13 protein-coding genes and 1 pseudogene are annotated in these 19,072 nt (G+C 33.7%); 11 read left to right on the top strand and 3 right to left on the bottom strand.

The features are described from left to right. Positions 1-157: 157 nt before the first annotated feature. A complete protein-coding gene (locus tag HMPREF2801_RS04910) occupies positions 158-1,150 on the bottom strand; it encodes a helix-turn-helix domain-containing protein (RefSeq protein WP_070610907.1) in 993 nt (330 codons plus the stop codon). Positions 1,151-1,310: 160 nt separating this feature from the next. On the opposite strand from HMPREF2801_RS04910, the gene HMPREF2801_RS04905 reads away from it, so the two are divergent. The 6 genes from HMPREF2801_RS04905 (at position 1,311) to HMPREF2801_RS04880 (ending at position 8,813) form a co-directional block, all read left to right on the top strand. Next, the gene (locus tag HMPREF2801_RS04905; RefSeq protein ID WP_070610905.1) at positions 1,311-3,065 is read left to right on the top strand and encodes an ABC transporter ATP-binding protein; all 1,755 of its coding nucleotides are present in this window, start codon (positions 1,311-1,313) and stop codon (positions 3,063-3,065) included. Next, positions 3,049-4,770: an ABC transporter ATP-binding protein gene (locus HMPREF2801_RS04900; RefSeq protein ID WP_070610903.1), complete on the top strand. Its 1,722-nt coding sequence runs from the start codon at positions 3,049-3,051 to the stop codon at positions 4,768-4,770. The genes HMPREF2801_RS04905 and HMPREF2801_RS04900 overlap by 17 nt, the downstream gene beginning before the upstream one ends. 11 nt (positions 4,771-4,781) lie before the next feature. Further along, a complete protein-coding gene (locus HMPREF2801_RS04895) occupies positions 4,782-6,125 on the top strand; it encodes an MATE family efflux transporter (RefSeq protein ID WP_070610901.1) in 1,344 nt (447 codons plus the stop codon). Between the two features lie 98 nt (positions 6,126-6,223). Further along, positions 6,224-6,766 carry an MptD family putative ECF transporter S component gene (locus tag HMPREF2801_RS04890; RefSeq protein ID WP_070610899.1) on the top strand — a complete coding sequence of 181 codons (543 nt, stop codon included), beginning with the start codon at positions 6,224-6,226 and terminating at the stop codon, positions 6,764-6,766. Continuing rightward, the gene (locus HMPREF2801_RS04885) at positions 6,766-7,455 is read left to right on the top strand and encodes an energy-coupling factor transporter transmembrane component T family protein (RefSeq protein ID WP_070610897.1); all 690 of its coding nucleotides are present in this window, start codon (positions 6,766-6,768) and stop codon (positions 7,453-7,455) included. Before HMPREF2801_RS04890 ends, HMPREF2801_RS04885 begins: the two co-directional genes overlap by 1 nt. After that, positions 7,449-8,813 carry an ABC transporter ATP-binding protein gene (locus HMPREF2801_RS04880; RefSeq protein WP_070610895.1) on the top strand — a complete coding sequence of 455 codons (1,365 nt, stop codon included), beginning with the start codon at positions 7,449-7,451 and terminating at the stop codon, positions 8,811-8,813. Before HMPREF2801_RS04885 ends, HMPREF2801_RS04880 begins: the two co-directional genes overlap by 7 nt. 260 nt (positions 8,814-9,073) lie before the next feature. Here the strand turns inward: HMPREF2801_RS04880 and HMPREF2801_RS04875 are convergent, their stop codons facing one another. Further along, positions 9,074-9,460, bottom strand: a complete 387-nt coding sequence (locus HMPREF2801_RS04875; RefSeq protein WP_070610894.1) for a transposase — start codon at positions 9,458-9,460, stop codon at positions 9,074-9,076. 151 nt (positions 9,461-9,611) lie between these two features. Between HMPREF2801_RS04875 and HMPREF2801_RS04870 the strand changes: the two genes are divergently transcribed. The 5 genes from HMPREF2801_RS04870 to HMPREF2801_RS04850 all read left to right on the top strand — a co-directional run bounded on the left by HMPREF2801_RS04870 (position 9,612) and on the right by HMPREF2801_RS04850 (position 18,595). Then, positions 9,612-10,325, top strand: a complete 714-nt coding sequence (locus HMPREF2801_RS04870) for an alpha/beta fold hydrolase (protein WP_070611010.1) — start codon at positions 9,612-9,614, stop codon at positions 10,323-10,325. Then, the gene (mprF, locus tag HMPREF2801_RS04865) at positions 10,325-12,841 is read left to right on the top strand and encodes a bifunctional lysylphosphatidylglycerol flippase/synthetase MprF (protein ID WP_070610892.1); all 2,517 of its coding nucleotides are present in this window, start codon (positions 10,325-10,327) and stop codon (positions 12,839-12,841) included. The genes HMPREF2801_RS04870 and mprF overlap by 1 nt, the downstream gene beginning before the upstream one ends. A 286-nt stretch (positions 12,842-13,127) precedes the next feature. Continuing rightward, positions 13,128-14,489, top strand: coding sequence for an amidophosphoribosyltransferase (gene purF / locus HMPREF2801_RS04860; protein ID WP_070610891.1), 1,362 nt, complete (start codon positions 13,128-13,130; stop codon positions 14,487-14,489). Then, on the top strand, positions 14,479-18,150 hold the full coding sequence (locus HMPREF2801_RS04855) for a phosphoribosylformylglycinamidine synthase (RefSeq protein ID WP_070610889.1): 3,672 nt from the start codon (positions 14,479-14,481) through the stop codon (positions 18,148-18,150). Before purF ends, HMPREF2801_RS04855 begins: the two co-directional genes overlap by 11 nt. 139 nt (positions 18,151-18,289) lie before the next feature. Beyond that, entirely contained in the window at positions 18,290-18,595 is a 306-nt protein-coding gene (locus tag HMPREF2801_RS04850; protein WP_070610886.1) for a DUF4298 domain-containing protein, read from the top strand. 81 nt (positions 18,596-18,676) lie between these two features. On the opposite strand, the pseudogene HMPREF2801_RS09025 reads toward HMPREF2801_RS04850, so the two are convergent. Then, positions 18,677-18,778 (bottom strand): annotated as a pseudogene (locus tag HMPREF2801_RS09025) (IS3 family transposase); the annotation flags it as partial. Between the last annotated feature and the right edge of the window lie 294 nt (positions 18,779-19,072).

Genomic DNA, 19,072 nt, shown 5'->3' with positions numbered 1-19,072 from the left:
TATTGATAAGAGACATATTTCACTTATTATATTTTCTATTATGGGACTTTTGCAACAGCCCCTTTATTTTTTTGCCAATTTTTTATTAAATTTATACATACCTATACCAATATCTATAAAACCATATAAGATAAGGACCTATAAATAAAAAAATACTTTAATCACAATAATCGCATTTTAAATTGTGATCCTTGCAAGCTAAATTACGAACTTCACTAGGAAGTTTTCCTTTGTACCTTTTGTAATAAATGGAAAATTTGCTTGCTGATGAGTATCCAACAGATTCCGCTATTTCCTTTACTGGAAGTTCGGTATTTAAGAGAAGAGTTTCAGCCACATTCATTCTTTTTCTTTGGGTGTATTCTGTAATGCTTTGACCATATTTTTCTTTGAACAAATTTTTTAATTTTGTTCCGCTCATTTTAGATATTTTTTCAAGGGTTTCTTGATTTACATTCATGGCGAAATGATCATCTAAGAATCTTGCTACATCTTCAAGTGCTTTATTATCATCGGACTCAATTTTATATTTATTTCTATTTAAGTAGGTATCTATAACGATGCTTACCCATTCATTTGCTTTGGCTTTAAAGAAAAAATCAGCGGCAGGAAGGTCCATCTTACAATTTAATATTTCCATTGCAACTTTTTCTAAGGATTTTGTAAGAATTATTTGATTCGGTTGAAGTAAAGCTGAATAAAATGATTCTGGATTAATGGTAATAGATGCTAAATGTTTTTCTATTAGTTCTTTTTTAAAACCAATGGAAACAGCAAGATAACAACAATTCTCGTGTAATAAAAAAACAAAATCATCTCTTATGTTGTCAAAGTCAAAAGTACATAATGAGTTTGCGGTAAGTGTTTGATAGGGATTAAATTTTTCTCCGTTTGCGCTGACAATGTAGCTTGAATAAATTGAAACATAGTCTGCCATGCTATAAGTGCTATTTTGAATTACTTCTTCTCTGATATAAAAATCATGGACATCAATAATAAATCCATCTCCTTCATAGAACCAATAAAGCCCTTCTGCATAAGTTGAATCATCTTTACTCCAACAAAAAGTGTGCCCTGCACTTGAATACTTCTTATTGTTTTTACATTCATCCACTTTCATATATTCTTTTACAAAATCATAATATGACATAACACACCTATCCCTTTTAGACAATATTCCAATTAGCCTTATTAATTCAAAACTATTGTATTAGCAATTATAACCGATATATAATATAAAAGCAATGATACTTATTATCAAATAAGGAAATTTATATCTAAAAGGGATATCAAAGAAAGGAGATATGATTATGAAGATTTACAAAAAACTATTTGCTTATGTAGAGGATAAAAAATATCTTGGGGTTTTAGCTATAGTTTTTTCTGCTATATCTGCTGCACTTACGGTATATGGATATTATTTAATCTACAAATTTCTAGATAAGTTAATAATTAATTCGAATTTATCTGGTGCAGAGAGCTTAGCATTAAAATCTGTTATTACACTAACAATTGGAGCGATATTTTATTTTGTTTCAGGAATGTTTTCACACATCTTGGGATTTAGGCTTGAAACAAATTTGAGGAAAAGAGGGATTGATGGTTTAGAGAAAGCTAGTTTTAGGTTTTTTGACTTGAATCCTTCTGGTCAAATTAGAAAAATCATAGATGACAATGCCGCACAAACTCATCAGGTTGTAGCTCACATGATTCCAGATAGCTCTCAGGCAATAGTTACACCCATACTTGTCCTTGTACTAGGCTTTATAGTAAGTATAAGAGTTGGCATAACCTTGCTTGCTCTTACAATAATCGGCGGCTTAATTTTAGGGGCAATGATGGGCGAGCAAAAATTTATGAAGATATACCAAGAAGCCTTATCTAAACTAAGTGCTGAGACTGTTGAGTACGTTAGAGGAATGCAAGTTGTAAAAATATTTAGAGTAAATGTTGAGTCCTTTAAAAGTTTTTATAAGGCTATAAAAGATTACTCAAAATATGCTTATGACTATTCCCTATCTTGTAAAAAACCTTACGTTTTGTATCAATGGCTATTTTTTGGACTGATTGCAATTTTAATTATTCCTATAGTTTATTTTATGACTAGCTTAGCTAGCACCAAGGTGATTTTACTTGAACTTATCATGATTTTATTCTTATCAGGAGTTCTCTTTGTTTCATTTATGAGAATGATGTGGTACTCCATGTACATTTCTCAAGGCAATTATGCAGTAGATACTTTAGAGGCGCTTTATGAAGATATGCAAAAAGACAAATTAGTGCATGGTAATGTCAATAATTTTAAAAACTATAATATAGAATTTGACAATGTTAGCTTTGCTTATAACGATAAGGCTGTCATTGAAAATTTATCCTTTAAATTAGAAGAGGGAAAGTCCTATGCACTAGTCGGTTCATCTGGATCAGGCAAATCAACAGTGGCAAAACTTATATCAGGTTTTTACAATGTTAATGAAGGAAGCATAAAGATAGGCGGGATAGCAATAAGTGAATATTCTGACGAAGCCTTAATTAAAGCTATCTCTTTTGTTTTTCAAGATTCAAAATTATTCAAGAAAAGCATTTATGAAAATGTAGCCTTAGCTAATAAAGATGCGACGAAAGATGATGTTATGAGAGCCTTAAAATTAGCAGGATGCGATTTGATATTAGAAAAATTCCCAGAAAGAGAAAACACAATTATAGGCTCAAAGGGAGTTTATTTATCTGGTGGAGAAAAACAAAGAATTGCAATTGCAAGAGCAATTTTAAAGGATTCCAAAATTATTATTATGGATGAAGCATCAGCATCAATTGATCCAGATAACGAGTTTGAACTACAAAAAGCTTTCAAAAATCTTATGAAAGATAAAACAGTTATCATGATTGCACACAGGCTATCTACAATTAAAGACCTTGATGAAGTTATTGTAATGGATAGTGGAAAAATTATAGAAAGAGGCTCTGACAAAGAATTAATGTCAAGAGATACAAGCTATAAGAGACTGCAAGAAATGTTTAACAGTGCAAATGAATGGAGGGTTTCAAATGAAGGAGTTTTATAAAAAAAGATTTGCTCTTACAGATAAAGGAGCAAGAAATTTAAGTAAAGCAACACTGGCTTCATTTTTCGTTTATTGTATAAACATGCTTCCTGCCATATTACTAATGATTTTTGCTCAAGAAGTTTTGGAAAATATTGGCAAAAGCAAGGGATTTTATATAGTATTCTCAGCCTTGACCTTGCTAGCAATGTATATTTTGCTTTCTATCGAATACGATAAATTATATAGCACAACCTATCAAGAAAGTGCAGATTTAAGAATAAGGACAGCGGAGAATTTATCAAAACTACCTCTGTCATACTTTTCTAAACATGATATTTCAGACCTAGCGCAAACAATCATGTCTGATATTGAAGGTATAGAACATGCAATGAGTCACTCAATACCAAAGGTGGGCGGCATGGTATTATTCTTCCCACTTATATCCGTCATGATGCTAATAAGCAATGTGAAAATGGGCTTAGCTGTAATTATTCCAACGATATTAAGCTTTATATTCATACCACTATCTAAAAATCATTCAGTTAAGGGAGAAAAAAGATATTATGACGCCTTAAGAGAAAACTCAGAAAGTTTCCAGGAAAATATAGAGATGCAAATGGAGATCAAAGCCTATGGCTTATCAGAGGAAATGAAAGAAAAGCTATATGAACAAATGGATAAAAGTGAAAAAGTCCACTTAAAGACAGAAATAGGACTTATTTTAACTATGTCTATATCTTCAATATTTAGCTTTATTTCCCTTGCTGTCGTAATATTTGTTGGTGTAAATCTAATTATTAATAAAGAGATAAGTGCCCTCTACCTTGTAGGATATTTACTAGCGGCGATAAAGCTAAAAGACTCTCTAGATGCATCTAAAGAGGGCATGATGGAGATATTTTATTTATCGCCAAAAATTGAAAGACTAAAAGAAATTCAAAATCAAAATTTACAGGAAGGTGAAGACTATAATTTGAAAAAATTTGATATTGATCTAAAAGATGTTGAATTTGCCTATAATAAAGACGCAAAAGTTTTAAATGGCCTAAGCTTTAAGGCTAAGCAGGGAGAGGTCACTGCTTTGGTAGGTGCAAGTGGATGTGGCAAAACAACTATCTTGAAACTTATATCAAGACTTTATGATTATGACGAGGGACAAATCTTAATCGATGGCAAGGATATAAAAGAAATATCAACAGAATCCCTTTTTGACAAGGTATCAATAGTTTTTCAAGATGTCGTTCTATTTAATCAAAGCGTTATGGAAAATATTAGAATTGGTAAGCAAGATGCAAGTGACGAAGAAGTTAAAAGAGCAGCACAACTTGCAAATTGCACAGACTTTATAGAAAAAATGGATAAGGGTTTCGATACACTTATTGGTGAGAATGGAGCTGAGCTATCAGGGGGAGAAAGACAGAGATTATCAATAGCCAGAGCCTTCTTAAAAGATGCACCGATATTGATCTTAGATGAAATAGCAGCAAGCCTTGATGTTGACAACGAGAAAAAAATTCAAGAGTCATTAAATAATTTAATTAAAGATAAAACTGTTGTAATCATTTCACACAGAATGAAATCCATAGAAAATGCAGACAAGATAGTAGTTCTTGAAAACGGAAAAGTAGAAAGCCAAGGCAAACATGAAGAGCTTTTACAAAAATCAAAAGTTTACAAGAATTTAATAGAAAAGACAAAAATGGCAGAAGAATTTATTTATTGAGGGGATTAAAAATGGAACAAAACATGAAAGAACAGTTGTTAACCAAGAAGCCATTGTCTTTAATGTTTCAATTATCTATACCAGCAGTAATTGGGATGGTAGTTATAGGCCTATATCCACTTATGGATGGAATATTTGCTGGACAAATAATTGGTGAGAATGCTATGGCGGCTTGCTCAATAGCTATGCCACTTACGTTTTTTAATAATGGGATTGCAACGCTTATAGGGATAGGTTCGGCATCCATTTTATCAAGAGCCATGGGAAAAGGTGATAATGATACTATAGACAAACTTATGGGAAATCTTATCTATTGGGTTATCTTTTTTTCAACGATTATAACAATAGGAGGAATACTTCTAGGACCATATTTTTTAGATTTAATTGGAGCAACAGGAGAAATAAAGACATTAGGTATAAGATATTTAAGAATAATATTTCTAGGCTCAATTTTTGTAAACTTTACCCAGTCAGCCAATATGGTTATGCGTGGTGAAGGGCTTATGAAAAGAGCAATGAGTATCATGGGACTCGGTGCCTTTATCAATATAGTTCTTGATCCAATACTAATGAAAGCAATGGGTGATTATGCCATTGAGGGAGCAGCTATAGCAACTGTAACAGCACAAATAATTCAAGCTGTTATTACTCTTTATTATTTTAAGAATAAAAGTGAAAATGTAAAAATAGGGAAAATAAAAAAAGAAAAAGATATATCAAAGGAAATGTTTGGAGTAGGAGTATCAGCTATGATCATGCAAGTATTTTTCATGGTTCAGCAAACATTGCTTTATAGACAAGCTTTTAGATATGGAGGAGATCCAAATGCAATATTAATGTCAGCAACTTTGAGATTTTATGGATTTTCATTTATACCAATTTGGGGAATGAGTCAGGGGTTACAGCCGATTATTGGTACAAACTTTGGAGCAAAACAATACGATAGAGTAAAGGAAACTATGAAGATATTTTCTATAGGAGGAACAGTACTTGCAGCAATTTTTTGGTTACCAGCACAAGTATTTTCAAAACAGTTACTTGGTTTATTTAAAGTAAGTCAGGATATAATTTCAAGCGGAGTTAATAATTTCAGAATATTCTATTCAGTATTTATTCTTTATGGAATTATGATTATGACAATAACTTTTTTTCAAGCGATAGGGGATGGAAAAAAAGCTGGAATGATTGTAATGCTAAGACAGTTAATACTACTTGTCCCAGCCTTACTTATATTGCCAAGAATATTTGGAGCAGGGGCTGTTTGGTGGGCAGAACCAGTTGTAGATTTTACTATGATAATGGTAGGTTTAGCAATGCAAGCCAAGGCTCTTTCAAATATGAATGTAAAAAATTAAAAATAAAATAAAGAGAAAAGACAAAAATGGCAGAAGAATTTATTTATTAGGAGGTTAAAGTAGATAATAAAAAATTAAAAGTAAAAGATTTAGTAAGTATCGGTGTTTTTGCTGTAATTTATTTCGCCTTGATGTTTGGAATTGGAATGATGGGTATGATTCCAATATTGTTTTTAATATACCCAACAGTTTTGGGCATAATTGCAGGGACTGTAGTTATGTTATTTATGACTAAAGTTCAAAAGCCATGGTCGTTATTTATATTTGGTATGATATCACCACTTGTGATGTTTGCAGCTGGTCATACCTACGTAGTTGTAGTCTTATCACTTATAGTAATGATAATAGCAGAATTAATTAGAAAGATTGGTAATTATAATTCATTTAAATACAATATGATATCTTATGCCATTTTTAGCACATGGATTTGTAGTTCTATGATGCAAATGCTTTTAGCAAAAGAAGTATATATAGAGCATTGTAGGATGATGGGGGATGACTATGTAGTAGCCTTGGAAAAACTAATAACATATCCTCACATGGCCTTAGTAGCCTTAGGTGCTTTCTTAGGAGGAATTCTTGGAGCATATATAGGCAAGGCACTATTGAAAAAACACTTTGAAAAAGCAGGCATTGTATAATGCCTACTTATTTTTCAAATGCTCCCTTTAATCCAAATCCCATCAGTAAGATATTAGTTGTATTCTTTACGGGATTAACTGTTATGCATAGCATAAATATCCGTTTTGAATTGGCGATAATTTGTATTTTTTCAATTTTGTTTTATTTGAATAGATACAAAAAAACACTTTTCAAATGGATTATTTTATGTGGGATACTTTACTCCTTGCCTAATTTTATGGTGTTATCTGAATTAAACCCTATAGTTAAGATGTTTTTGAGTATACCTATTGTAATTAGAATGTTTATTTTACCATTTATGGCTGCTAGCTTTATGATAAAGACCTCTGATGTAGGTACAATAATTTCGTCAATGGATAAGCTTAAGATCTCAAAGAATGTATCCATACCTATTGCGGTTATGTTTAGATTTTTTCCATCATTTAAAGAAGAGAAGAAAAACATCAAAATGGCTATGAGAGTAAGAGGGATAGATTTTAAAAACCCAATCGAATATCTTGAATATATTTCAGTGCCACTGCTAATTATATCTTCTAATATTGCAGATGACATTGCAAAAGCGGCAGAAACAAAGGCAATAGAAAATCCAATTGCTAAGACTAGATATATCCGTGTAAAAGTACAGTTAATTGATTTTGTTTATGTTTTAGCTGTTGCTGGACTTATTGTGGGAGGCTTAATATGGTAGAAGTTAAAAATTTAAGCCTTAATTATGGCGAAGAACATATATTAGATGGTATATCACTATCCGTAACCGAGGGAGAGTGCGTGCTATTTACAGGAAAAAGTGGAAGTGGTAAGTCATCTTTAATAAACTCTATCAATGGACTAGCTGTAAGGTATGATAACGCAAAGACAAAGGGCGAAATAGTTATTGATGGCAAAAATATAAAAGATTTGGAACTTTATCAAATCTCAATGCTTGTCTCAACTGTTTTTCAAAATCCTAAGACATATTTCTTTAATGTTAATACTACGTTAGAATTATTATTTTATTTGGAAAATATTGGTCTTGCAAGAGAAGAGATGGACAAGCGTTTAAGTGATATGCTTGAGATATTCCCGATAAAAAATCTTTTGAACAGAAATATATTTAATCTATCCGGCGGTGAGAAGCAAATACTTTGCATTGCCGCTTCTTATATAGCAGGCACAAAGATAATAGTTATGGATGAACCTTCATCAAATTTGGATATTAAAAGCATAAGTGTTTTGACAAAGATGCTAAAGATATTAAAAGAAAAGGGAATAAGCATAATTGTAGCTGAGCATAGAATCTATTATTTAATGGATATAGTTGACCGTGTATTTTTGATAGATAAGGGCAAACTTAAAAAAATTTATAGGAGGAGTGAATTTTTAAAGCTAGATAAAAATGAATTGAACACTTTAAGTTTAAGAGATAAAGAATTAAGTAAATTAGAAGTTCCTTATTTAAAAGATGGTGGAGAGTATCAGATAAAAAATCTTAGCTACAAATTTACTGATGATGAGTATTTAAGCTTAAAAGACATTGCGTTTAAGCTTGGGAAAATTTATGGCATAATAGGATTCAACGGACGAGGAAAGTCAACGCTTTTAAGATGTTTAATTGGCCTTGAGAAAAAATCAAAAGAAGAAATTTATTTTAAGGGAGAGAAGCTATCTAAAAAAGAAAGACTCAAAAACTCTTCACTTGTTATGCAAGACGTAAATCATCAATTATTTACAGATGAAGTATTCAAAGAGCTTAGCCTAGGTGTAAAGAATTTTGATGAAGAAAAGGCAAAAACTATTTTAAAAGATTTAGGCCTCGACGAATTTATTGAAAGACACCCAATGAGCTTATCAGGAGGACAAAAGCAAAGACTTGCAATAGCCTACATAATGTGTAAAGACTCTACTTTTGTTTACTATGATGAGCCCACTAGCGGCATGGATTATGCTAATATGATAAAAATATCTGAACTGATTAAAAAATATAGAAATAAAGATAAAATAATTTTTATTGTTTCCCATGATATAGAATTTTTAAATGAAGTGGCAGATGAGATTTTTGAATTGTAAAATAGAGTCTGTTAAACCTGTCTATAGAACTGGAAGATTATTTAAAAATTTAAAAGATACTAAGACATATTGATATTTATTAGAGAATTAACTTCAGGATTTTACGGTATTTATAAACTTCATAATATGTATTTATAGTATTAATATTTTCCGTATCTTTAGGGAAATTCTTTATTGACTTACCATAATTAAAGAGATGAAAGATAAAATAAGGTGATGTTGCAGAATAGATGATTCTACTCTGTAACATCATTTTTTTATCAAGTATTTAAGTTTAGCCCTATTGATAAGAGACATATTTCACTTATTATGTTTTCTTTTCCTCTGTGGTGAAATCTGTTGTAGTTTAAGCCTGACTTTATTTTGGAAAATGCTCCTTCGGCTTGAATTGATCTATTTATTCTTTCTTCTATTCCTTGGTCGGATATTATGCTTTTTAGGAATTCTTCTCTATATTTTTGAAATGTTTCTGCTATGTAGATTCCTTTGGTTTTTTGTCCTTCTTTGTTCCAGTCGAAAGATCTGTAGACTTTTGTTATTGTTATGTATTCAATTTTTCTTTTTCTGTATCTGTCATTACATCTTATGAATTCTTTGCCCTTTTTTGATATGTATTCGTAACGGTTTTCAAAAATACATTGTATCAAAAAAAGGCGAGGATTTTTATGTTTCCTCGTCTTTTTCTATTATGGGACTTTTGCAAAAGCCCCTTTTTTCTTTGAAAAATTTTTTTGTCTTGGTAAGTTAAAAGTTAAGCCATCATCTTTTAAAGGTGGTAGAATATGCTTGGTGAGGGATTTGGATAAATTTATTGAAATGCGCGACGGTGCAAAAATTTTTGTAAAAATTCTTGGAAGTGGCGAGCCACTTTTACTCCTACATGGAAATGGTGACGACTATTCTTTTTTTGAAAAGCAAATTGTCGTCTTTAAGAAGGACTTTTTGGTCATAGCCATGGACACAAGAGGTCATGGCAAAAGCGACAAAAATTATTCTTTAAATTTGGAGGACTTGTCTCTTGATGTCTATGAGGTCCTGGAAGCATTAAAGATAGAGACCATAAATATTTTGGGTTTTTCTGACGGGGCAAATCTAGCCCTAACTTTTGCAAAAAATTATCCCAAGAGAGTTAAGAGACTTATTTTAAATTCTCCCAACAAGGATTTTTCACAGATAAAACTTATTCCAAGAATCGCCACCTACATTTTTTACTACAACCTAAAAATATTATCCAAAATTTTTACAGGTCTTAGAAATTATTTTTCTGTTTATAAATTAAATTTTGATAAAATAAAAATTGTGGATTCTGACTACGAAAAATTTGATTTTCCAGTTTTAATTATTGCTGGCGAGAGAGACTTAATTTATCTGGAAAATTTTCACAATATTGCTAAAAAAATAAAAAAATCTAAATTATATATTATAAAAAATCACGGACACAAGGTGGCAAGGACTAAGCCTTGCGAATACAACCAAGTGGTTCTTGATTTTTTAAAGAAAGAGGTTAATTAATGGAAAAATTAAAAAAATTTGCCAAGGGAATTAAGCCGATTTTTCTCTTTGGCGTAATTCTTTTAGTAATTTTTGAATTTACAAAACTTAGAAGGGAAATTTCCCTGGAAGAAGTTTCAAATATTTTTAATGAAATTTCTCTAATAAAAATTTTCGCCATGGCAGTCTTAGGTCTTCTTGCCTTTTCGCCCATGATTTTCTACGATTTGCTCTTATGCAATTTCTTAAAATTAGACAGGGACAAAAATTACATTGTAAAAAGATCTATAACTGTAAATTCTTTTAACAATTTAATAGGCTTTGGCGGCATCATAAATATTGGACTCAGGATGAGATATTTTGGCGAGGGCAAGGAAGACAAGCACTTTTTAAAATTTTTGGTGAAGTCCCTCTTCTTTGACTTTGCAGGTCTGTCCTTTTTGGCACTTACATCTCTAGTGTTTCTAATTTTTTACGAGAGCAAAATTTTAATCAACTATAAAATTTGGTTACTGGGGGCAATTCTCTACTATCCTCTTTTATTTTTCCTTTCAAAAATTAGAAATGATGGAGAGCTTTCAATTTCAAAAAAATATGCCGCAGAAGTTTCTCTTGTGTCCATTTGCGAGTGGACCTGTGCAGGACTTTTCTTCTCCTTCCTTGGATTTATACTTGGCATAAGACTCAATAGTTTTATAATTATTGCTGCCTTTGTCATTGCAAACATCATTGGGATTTCTTCCTTTATACCTGGCGGACTAGGATCCTTTGACCTTGTAATACTAACTGCCTTTTCTTCTATAGGCCTTGAAAGTGAAAGAGTCCTAAGCTGGCTACTTCTCTACAGAATTTTTTATTACATCCTTCCCTTTATCCTTGGACTTGTATTTTTTGTAAGGGACTTGGGTACAATCTTTGACGAGAAAAATGATAAGATTCCCTCGAGAATTATGAGGTCCTTGGGGCTAGACCTTCTCTCCTTCTTTTTGTATTTGACGGGAAGCTTTATGATTTTATCTGCAACTATTCCAGAAGAGATGAATGAACATTATTGGCTAAGTCAGTTTAGTCCCCTTTATGCAAACTTGATTTACCAATTTCCATCTTTAATCTTTGGAGTTTCCTTTATAATTTTAGGTCGCGCCAACAAAGAAAAGGTGGAGAGTGCACCAAGGCTTACCATAATTTTTCTCGCCCTAGCCCTTATCTATTCCTTTTTAAGCGGCTTTGGAATAATTGAAATGGTATTTTTAATTTTAGTCATCCTTCTGGCAGTTTTCACGAGAAATATGCCCTACAGAAAACAGCTTGTCTATTCCTTTGAAGCCATTACCATAGACAGCCTTTATTTTGTCGTAATTTCTGTAATTACAATTTATTTTATGGCAATAAATTATAGGCTAAAGCCAATTCATTACAGGGACTTCTTTGTAATTCCCTTTGAGAAAAGTTTTTTGCGATTTTCTATTATCTTTGTGCTTTTATTTATTTCCATGCGGCTACTTTTGTTTTTCTTAAAAGGGAAAAAAGTTAAGCTTGGAGAAAAAATGGATCTGGAAAAAATTAGGAAGCTTTTAAGTGACTACGACTGCCCTGCCGAAGCTCCTCTTGCCCTAGTTGGCGACAAGGAGATTTATTACTACGAGGAAGATGGTGCCATAACTTGCGCCCTTGCCCTTGCAACCTATAAGGACAGAGTCATTGTCATGGGAGAGCCCTTTGGAAGGACCGAGGACTTTGACAAGCTATTAGAAAAATTTGTAAAAGAAGCAGACCTCTACGGTTATAAGCCAATTTTTTATGAAGTGGGACAAGGAGAAACTATTAAGCTTCACGATTTTGGCTTTTCCTTTATAAAATTTGGGGAGACGGCAGCCCTAGATCTAGAGAAATTTAACTTAGAGGGAAGAGAGCACAAGTCACAGAGAAATGTCCTATCAAAGTTTGACAAATTAGGCTACACTTTTGAAGTAATTGAGCCGCCTTTCAATGACGAATTTATGGATATGCTGAAAGAAATTTCTGATGACTGGTTAGGGGGCAAGAGGGAGAAGGGATTTTCTCTTGGCTACTTTAATAGGGACTATTTAAACTTGTGCCAAATGGCAGTGGCAAGAGATGCCGAGGGAAAAATTTTCGCCTTTGCAAATATTATGCCCAACCCCAACAAAACTTGGGCGACAATTGACCTAATGAGGTTTGAGAGAGAAAAGTCTCCCAACAGCATTATGGAATTTTTATTCTTGAAACTCTTCTTGTATTTTAAGGACCAAGAAAAAATTTATTTTGACCTGGGCATGGCGCCCCTATCTAATGTTGGCATCAACACAAATAGTTTTGTGGAAGAAAAACTTGCCTACTTGATTTACAAGTTTGGCTACAAATTTTATTCCTTTGAGGGACTGAGAGCCTATAAGGAAAAATTTGCTCCAACTTGGGAGCCAGTTTATCTCTCCTACCCCAACAAGTCCTGGCTACTTTATACCATGCTTTCCATTTTTATAGTGGACATAAATGCAGCCAAGGATAATAATTGAAATTTAAGTAATAAATAAGTTTAGCCTTAGTACAATTTAATAAATTTATGATATAATTATTTTATTATTATTTGGAGGATTAGTTGTATGCTTTTTTGCCCTGCGTTTACAAATAGTTTTATGGATAGACCTCAAGGACTTCTTGACGCAATTTTTGCGACTAATTTTTCACCTAAAAGTTTTTTACGCTCATCTTTTGATGAGCTTTTTTAATTGGAGGAAGAATGGAAGATTTTTATTTTAATTTTTTAGAAAATTTTAATTTTAAGGAAGAGGTGTTAGGCTAATGTGTGGAGTTATTGGCATTTACTCACAAAGTGATGTTAGCAAAAAATTATTTTACGGACTTAATTCTCTTCAACACAGGGGACAAGAAGCCAGCGGTATTTGCGTCTTTGACGGAAAAAATATGGTCCTAGACAAGGGCATGGGACTTGTCTACGATAATTTTGACGACGAAAGTTTTATTAAATTACAGGGAAATATTGGCATAGGTCATGTCCGCTATGCAACTGCAGGTGGCTCCTATGAATACAATTCACAACCCCTACTTGCCTTCTCAAAGAATAGGGAGTTTGCCCTTGCCCACAATGGCAACCTAGTTAATCACAAGTCAATAAGAAGAGAACTTGAAGACGAAGGTATGCTTTTCCAAACTGCCATTGACACAGAAGTTATTTTGTCTCTGGTTGCAAAATATTATAAGGGCGACATTGTTGAAGCTGTGAAAAAAACCATGGCAAGAATCAAGGGAGCCTACAGCGTTGTAATGCTTTTCGAAGACAAGTTAATTGCCTTTAGGGACCCCTACGGCTTTAGACCACTTTTAATTGGCAGGGCAAAAAACGGCGAAGTAATTATTGCATCTGAAAATGCTCCTCTTGAAATAATTGGCACTGATGCCATAAGAGATGTTGAGCCTTCAGAAATTATCGTAGTAGATAAAAAGGGAATCCACTCAGACTTTTTTGAAAAGGAAGATAAAAAGCACTGCATCTTTGAATATGTATATTTTGCAAGAACTGATGCAACCCTTGACGGTGTAAACTCCTACAACTTTAGGAGAAGGTGTGGAGAAATTTTATCTAAAGAAGCACCTGTTGAAGCTGATCTTGTCCTTGCAGTTCCAGACTCAGGCACACCTGGAGCCATGGGCTATGCACAAGAATCAGGCATCCCCTTTGCTGAAGGTCTTGTAAAAAATAGGTACATGGGCAGAACTTTTATAAAGCCAACAGCAGAAGAGAGAGAACTTTCTGTTAAGTTAAAATTAAACCCACTTGAAACAGTTTTGCGTGACAAGAGGATAGTCTTGGTAGACGACTCCATAGTTAGGGGTACAACTTCCAAAAATTTAATCATGAGAATGAAAAAGGCTGGAGCCAAGGAAGTTCACATGAGAATAGTTTCTCCTCCAGTAAAATATCCTTGTTTCTATGGCATTGACACGCCATCAAGAAAGAAACTTATTGCCGCAAATTATTCTGTTGAAGAAATGAGAGAGAGAATCGGCGCAGATTCCCTTGCCTTTATATCCATGGAAGGGATGTTAGATGCTACTTTGATGAAAGAAGATGTTTTCTGCAAAGCCTGCTTTAATGGCGATTATGCAGTGGAGCCAAAGGAGTTAGTTGAAGATGAAAAATAATGTAAAGAGAATTTATATTGCAAAGAAAGATGAATTCGATCATGAGTCAAAATCCCTTAGAGAAGAAATAAAAACTTCTCTTGGCATTGATGCCACTTACTTAAAAACTTACAGAAGATATGATATAGATGTATCAGATGAAACTCTTGATAAGACCATGGCATCTGTCTTTTACGAAGCGCCAGTGGAAGATGTTTATTATGAAGACTACAAAAAGTTGGAAGAATCCTTTGAAAATCCAATAGGCATCCAATACCAAGCTGGACAATTTGACAACAGAGAAGATGGACTTGTTCAAACTATTGCCCTTTTCACTGATGAAAAAGTTAGGGCAAAGGTGACAGAGGTTTACGACATTGGCGGCGTAAATGATGGTGAACTTGAAAAAATTAAAAACTTTTTGATAAACCCTGTTGACTCACAAGAAGTTGATGTTTATGCAGAAACTATTTTGAGAGAAGATGCGAAGAAAAACCACGAAAATCTTGTCTATGAAGGCTTTAATGACTTAGATGAGGAAGGCTTAAAGAAATTCGTGGATGAAAAATCTCTTGCCATGAGTCCAGAAGACTTAAAGGTTTTGCAAGATTATTTCAAGTCTGAAAATCGCGACCCAAATGAAACGGAAGTTGCCATAATTGACACTTATTGGTCAGACCACTGCAGACATACAACTTTTAACACAGAGCTTGACATTGACTTTGATGTGGTTACTGAACTTGACAAGGAAATAAAGAGAGCCTTTGATGCTTATCTTGACATGAGAAGAAAGCTTGACATCAAAAAGCCAATTACCCTAATGAGCCTTGGCACAATTCTCGCCAAGGAACTTAGAAAAAATGGTAAGCTAGAAGATTTAGAAGTTTCATCAGAAATAAATGCCTGCTCTGTAAAGATTAAGGCTAAGGTAGAAGTTGATGGTAAGGTTGAAGACCGCGACTACCTACTTATGTTTAAAAATGAAACTCACAACCACCCAACAGAAATTGAACCTGTTGGCGGTGCCTCAACTTGCCTTGGCGGTGCCATAAGAGACCCACTTTCTGGAAGATCTTATGTATATCAAGCCATGAGAGTTACTGGCGCAGGCGACCCTTTCACTCCAATTGAAAAAACTTTAAAGGGAAAACTTCCACAAAAGAAAATTGTAACTGAAGCGGCAATAGGCTACTCATCTTACGGCAACCAAGTTGGCGTTGCAACTGGTCTTGTTGACGAATTATACCACCCAGGCTATGTGGCAAAGAGAATGGAAACTGGAGCAGTTATAGCAGCTTGTCCTCTTGAAAATGTTAAGAGAATTGAACCTACAGAAGGCGACATCATAATTCTTCTTGGCGGCAGAACTGGCAGAGATGGCATTGGTGGAGCAACTGGTTCATCAAAATCTCACAAGGTTTCTTCTATTCAAACTGAATCTGCCCAAGTGCAAAAGGGAAATGCACCTGAAGAGAGAAAAATTCAAAGATTATTTAGAAATCCAAAGGCAGCAAAGTTAATTAAAAAGTGTAACGACTTTGGCGCAGGCGGAGTTTCCGTTGCCATAGGAGAACTTGCCGATTCAATTGAAGTTAAACTTGACAAGGTTCCCCTAAAATACATGGGCTTAAAGCCAAGAGAAATTGCAATTTCTGAATCACAAGAGAGAATGGCAGTTGTAGTTGCCAAAGAAGATGTAGACACATTTATGGACTTGGCTGACAAGGAAAACTTGGAAAGCACAGTAGTTGCAAGAGTAACTGGCGATAATAGACTTAAGATGTACTACGAAGATGAGATCATCTGCGACATGAGCTACGACTTTGTAAACCAAACTGGAGCAAAGAGAAAAGAAGAAGTTGAAGTTGTTTCAGAAGACTTCCCAGAATTTTTAGTAAATAAAGATGGGGTAGAAGACTTAGAAAAATATTTATCTGACTTAAATATTACTTCCAAGAAAAATATGATTGAACGCTTTGACTCCTCAGTGGGAGCAGCAACAGTATTGCAACCTCTTGGCGGCAAAAAGCAAAACACTCCAGCCCAAGTTATGGCAGCTCTTATTCCAATAGATGATGGCGAGTCCAAGACTGCATCAGTAATGAGTTATGGCTTTAATCCAAAACTCTCTGTTGAGTCACAATACCTTGGCGGCTACTACGCAGTAATTGAGTCTATTGCAAAACTTGTAGCAGCAGGGGCACCCCTATCTGGCATAAGACTTTCCTTCCAAGAATTTTATGAAAAGATGGACAACAAAAAGTCTTGGTCAAAACCACTTAAGTCACTTCTTGGAGCCCTAACTGCATCAAGATATTTTGACGCACCACCTATTGGGGGCAAGGACTCCATGAGTGGAACCTTCGAAGACATAAGCGTGCCACCAACACTTATTTCCTTTGCAGTAAATACAGTTGATGCAAAAAATATTATCAGTCCAGAATTTAAGGGCATGGGAAAAATTGGTCTAATAAGGACAGATAGAGACCACATTGGCACACTTAACCTAGAAGAAACAAAGGAAAACTTTATAAACTTACAAAATGAAATAAGGAAGGGAAATATAATTTCTGCAGCAGCCATAAATCACAAGGGCACACTTCCACAAATTTTTGAAATGGCAATAGACAATGTGGGCTTTGATCTTCAAGTAGAAGATTTATACTCACCTCTTTACGGATCTTTTGTAGTTGAATATAAGGAAGACAGAGACTTTATAGAAAAAATTGGCGACTTTAGAGATGACTACGAAATGTATGTAAATGGCAAAAAATTAGATGTAGAAAAATTATCTAATGCTTACCTTAAGACAATGGATAAGATCTTTAAGCCAGTGGACTCAAATAAATTAACTGAAGTTAAACAAAAAGAAGGTCCTAAGAGAAGGATGAAGTCCAAGAAGCCAGTAGATGAGGTTAAGGTAATCATACCAGCCTTCCCTGGCACAAACTCAGAATACGACACAGCAAGAGCCTTTGAAAGAGCAGGAGCAAGTGCAGAAGTAATCGTATTTAAAAACAAGGACAATGAAAAAGTTAAAGAATCTATAGAAGAGTTGGCAGAAAAAATTTCTAAGGCACAAATCTTGGCAATACCTGGCGGATTTTCACTTGGTGATGAACCAGGCGGCTCTGGCAAATTTATAGCCAATGTAATTAGATCTGAAAAAGTTAAGGCAGCAATAGAAAAACTTTTAGGCGAAAATGACGGACTAATACTTGGAATTTGTAACGGCTTCCAAGCCCTAATTAAGACAGGACTTCTACCTTACGGCGAGATTAAAGACCTAGAAGAAGAGGACCCAACTCTAACATATAACACTTGCAACAGACACATAGCAAGAGTTGTAGACACTAAGGTTGTGTCAAATAATTCACCATGGCTTGCTAAACTTGAAGTAGGAAAAACTTACAAGGTGCCAATTTCTCACGGCGAAGGAAGATTTATAGCAAGTAAAGAAAAGCTTGATGAAATTCTAGAAAATGAACAAGTGGCAATTTGCTACGAAGACGCACCTAATGGCTCAATGTTAAATGTAGAAGCCTTGATGTCAAAGGACGGCAAGATCCTTGGCAAGATGGGCCACAGCGAAAGAGTCTTAGACCAAACCTTTAAAAATATACCAGGCATAGAAATAGAAGACATCTTCACAGCAGGCGTAGAATTTTTTAAGAAAGACTAATAAGACCTTAAATTGAAAATTTAGGTAAATATTATTTTATTATTTAGAGATAGGATGAAAGTCCTATCTTTTTCTTTTGCAATTTATTTTTTATAATAAGGGTATAAAGATTTATGTAATTAATTATAAGGAGGATATTATGGATCCTATTAAAAGAATTAGTGAAATGGAAAAGATTTTAAATGATCACAATGATCTCATTGAAAATTTGAGAGCTGCCATTGAAAGGTTTGAAGCTCATCAAGAGGAATACAGAAAGCTCAGCGATTATTATTCTTCCCAGACTTATTTTGATGATTTGGAAAGATATGACAGGGGCGAAATTCCAGAGGACCTTCCTTGCGGAGTTCTTTCTGAAGATGCTGTCTTCGATCTTTTTGGCGAAAATTTCAATATTGCCATTGAAATGCTTGAGCTTGCCACAGAAGTTTTAAAATACCGTTAATTAAAAGGCTCTAGGAAACTGTGGTGACCCCATAAAGTTGGACCAAATACCAGAGAGAATTTATATTTTCTCTGGTATTTTTTATGCTGCATTCTTTTCTCTATATTCCACTGGACTTAAATATCCTAATTTTTCTTTTATTCTATCTTTATTGTAATATTCCATATATTCTTCTATTGTTTCTTTTAATTCTTCATCTTTATTTCTATTATCTAGTCTTTCTTGTCAATACATGTAGCTAGATTTTGGTAGATCAAAATATTCCAACAAGTCTTTTAGTTTATATTTATCTCTTAGTGATTTAATGATCTTAGATATTCGTCTATTTCTGATTCTGTCATCTGAGAGAATTGTATCTTTTTTTAATATATCTACTTTCATTTGAAGATAGCAATTTTCTTTTCTTAGTTTTTCTAATTCACTCAATTCTTTTTTTGTTTTATTATTTTTATTTTTTGATTTTTTGATTTTTGTTTT

The sequence above is a fragment of the Peptoniphilus sp. HMSC062D09 genome, from assembly GCF_001811425.1.
In the GTDB taxonomy this organism is placed as follows: domain Bacteria; phylum Bacillota; class Clostridia; order Tissierellales; family Peptoniphilaceae; genus Peptoniphilus_A.
Note: the sequence above shows the minus strand (reverse complement) of the source record. Positions and strands in the feature narration are given on the sequence as shown.